Here is a 2,868-nt window from a genome sequence, read left to right on the forward strand (position 1 = left end):
AATACAAATATGCTTGGGAAACAGTTCTGTAATTGAGTTTAATACTAAAACCGGGTTGATTACCCTTTTTTTGAACCACGTTCGCGTAGCGGTGCGTAGCACTTAGACACGAAGAACACGAAGAAAGAAGAAGAAAGAAGCTCAAGAAGATAAAGATCGCACTTTTTCCACCCTAACCTTTGACGCACCAAATCAGAAATAGTTAAGCACCCTTCAGCTTCTAATTGCAGAGTTGGTTTCTGGAAATTTATACAACTTGACAAGTTATTTTTTATCAAGTAATAGCTATTTAATATACTTGCAGCATAAGCGTAATTTTAACTCAAATGATACCAGATGAGCTATTGCTTAACGAATTTTGTAGAGGAGGGTTGCTACTATCCTTGGAATATGCTGTAATGCTAACTAGAACAAACAAGTAAAAAGGTTAAATAAGGTTCATGCTGATTGAGTTTCAAGTTGGTAACTTTCTGTCTTTTAAAGAGACGGTTACATTCAGCATGGTTGCATCTGATATAGACAGTCAAGATAGAGAATCAGACAGTAATAGTGTATTTGCAGTAAATGAAGAATTGAATCTATTGCAAACGGCTGCTATTTATGGAGCAAATGCAAGTGGTAAAAGTAATTTTGCTAAAGCATTTGGATTTATGAAGAGGTTTGTTATTGATTCTTCCAGACAAATTCAAATTACTGATGAAATCGAAATAGAATCCTTTAGACTTAGCACGATAACGAAAAATAAACCCTCATTTTTCCAAGCTAACTTTTGGCTAAATAATAAATTTTATAGATATGGTTTTGAAGTAACTAAAGAAAAAGTTGTTAAGGAATGGCTATTCTGTACAACAAATGTACAAGAATATAATCTGTTTACTAGAAATAAAAATAGAATTAAAATTAGTCCAAAGTTTTTTAAAGAGGGAAAAGGTTTAGAAGACAAAACCAAACATAACTCTCTATTCCTCTCAGTCTCAGCCCAGTTTAATGGAAGAATTTCTGAACAAATATTGAAATGGTTTTTTAACTGCCAAATTATATCAGGAACTCAGGATAGAAATTACAGAAATATTACTATTAAATATTTTGAATCTTCACTTTCTCAAAGAGAAGATATAGTGCAATTTATTAAAGACTTAGATTTATACATATACGATATTCGTATGACTAAAGAAAGTGTATCTCTGCCTTCAGAAATGCCAGAAGAACTGAAAAGCTTAATTTTACGTTCAGCCAGTGAAATCTCTAGTACTAGCATTCAAACATTACACGAAAAGTATAATGAAGAAGGCGAAGTTGTGGGAACTGAAAAATTCGAGTTAGAAGAAAATGAATCAGAAGGAACTAAAAAACTATTTTATTTCTCAGGCATTCTTTTGAATGCCCTAAAAAACGGACATCTTATTGTTATAGATGAATTAGATGCAAAGTTACATCCTATTATTACTCATAAAATCGTACAGTTATTTAATTCAAATAAGTATAACTCAAAAGGAGCGCAGCTTATTTTTATGACTCACGATACAAATTTGTTGAGTTCTCGTTTGTTTGGCAGCAGATTATTAAGGCGAGATCAAATATGGTTTACAGAAAAAAATAAACAAGGAGCGACAGATTTATATTCTTTGGTTGAGTATGATATCCAAGAAGACGCTTCTTTTGAATCAGATTATATTCGTGGTAAATATGGAGCAATTCCTTTTATTGGGAATTTTCGTCAGCTTTTAGCTAGTCAGGAGAAATGAGTAAAAAACCTCGTAAACCTTTTGAGAGAAAAACAAATTATAAACCCCCAAGGAAAACCTTTCTGATTGTTTGTGAAGGTATAGAAACTGAGCCAAATTATTTTGCAGCTTTTCAAAAGATAGGTAGAGAAACCAAAACTGCATCTATTCAAATTATAGCAGCGGGTGCAGTCAGTATAACGGTAGTAAAAAAAGCTAAAAATTTAAAAGATGATGGTTCTTATGATAAAGATGAGGTTTGGTGTGTATTTGATAGAGATGCAAAAAAGGAAAATAATAATCAGCAAAATTTTAATGAAGCGATCAGATTAGCTATGGAAAACCAAATAAATCTAGCTATTTCTAATGATGCTTTTGAGCTATGGTTTTTATTACATTATGAATATTATGTGAGTGAAACACATCGCAGCGATTTCAAAGAGATGCTTAGTAGTAGACTAGGTGTGAAATATGAGAAAAATTGTGATAATATGTATGAAAAACTGAAAGATAAACAAGTTAAGGCTGTTAAGTTTGCTAAGAAATTATTAGCAAGTTATGATATAGATCCAGAAAAGTTGGATGATTTACCACTGGAAGAAAGAACAAGAATACATAATCAAAATCCATCAACAACCGTTTATAAATTAGTAGAAAAGCTCAATGAAGTAATTTTTGAGCCTGAAAAGGAATAAAAGCGATCGCTCTATTACACTAAAATTACTCACTCGCTGCTTCCTCTCGACGTTCTTGAATTAGCTCATCAACTAATTTGCGATCGGGATTTTTATCTTTGAGAATACCTCGGAGTTTTTTTACTTCATTGACTTCCTTCACGTTATTTGCGGCGATATCTGCTTCGGCTTTAGCAATGAGATCGTCTAATTTTCCTGATGCTAAATCTGACTCGATTTGTCGATCGCACTTTTCATTTAAATAGTTTTGCAGCCATGTTGCCAATTGGCGAACATCGTTTTCTGGAAGTTGTTTAATTGCTGCTTCTATTTCTAGTAAGTTGGTCATAAATACAAATATGCTTGGGAAACAGTTCTGTAATTGAGTTTAATACTAAAACCGGGTTGATTACCCTTTTTTTGAACCACGTTCGCGTAGCGGTGCGTAGCACTTAGACACGAAGAACACG

Annotated in this window: 3 protein-coding genes; 2 read left to right on the forward strand and 1 reads right to left on the reverse strand. The window is 32.8% G+C overall.

Features of this window, described 5'->3' with window-relative positions:
* The first annotated feature begins 440 nt into the window (after window positions 1–440).
* Window positions 441–1,745: an AAA family ATPase gene (locus ACE1B6_RS05940; protein WP_413256326.1), complete on the forward strand. Its 1,305-nt coding sequence runs from the start codon at window positions 441–443 to the stop codon at window positions 1,743–1,745.
* Window positions 1,742–2,419, forward strand: coding sequence for an RloB family protein (locus ACE1B6_RS05945; RefSeq protein WP_413256327.1), 678 nt, complete (start codon window positions 1,742–1,744; stop codon window positions 2,417–2,419). Before ACE1B6_RS05940 ends, ACE1B6_RS05945 begins: the two co-directional genes overlap by 4 nt.
* A gap of 25 nt (window positions 2,420–2,444) precedes the next feature.
* Here the strand turns inward: ACE1B6_RS05945 and ACE1B6_RS05950 are convergent, their stop codons facing one another.
* Window positions 2,445–2,747, reverse strand: a complete 303-nt coding sequence (locus tag ACE1B6_RS05950) for a hypothetical protein (RefSeq protein ID WP_413256328.1) — start codon at window positions 2,745–2,747, stop codon at window positions 2,445–2,447.
* Window positions 2,748–2,868: the final 121 nt, after the last annotated feature.

Origin of the sequence: Floridaenema fluviatile BLCC-F154, from assembly GCF_041929135.1 — a bacterium.
Classification (GTDB): domain Bacteria; phylum Cyanobacteriota; class Cyanobacteriia; order Cyanobacteriales; family Aerosakkonemataceae; genus Floridanema; species Floridanema fluviatile.

Excerpts from the sequence above, each read along its gene's own strand:
- ACE1B6_RS05940 (WP_413256326.1), top strand. The coding sequence starts at position 441 with ATGCTGATTGAGTTTCAAGTTGGTAACTTTCTGTCTTTTAAAGAGACG.
- ACE1B6_RS05945 (WP_413256327.1), top strand. The coding sequence starts at position 1,742 with ATGAGTAAAAAACCTCGTAAACCTTTTGAGAGAAAAACAAATTATAAA.
- ACE1B6_RS05950 (WP_413256328.1), bottom strand. The coding sequence starts at position 2,747 with ATGACCAACTTACTAGAAATAGAAGCAGCAATTAAACAACTTCCAGAA.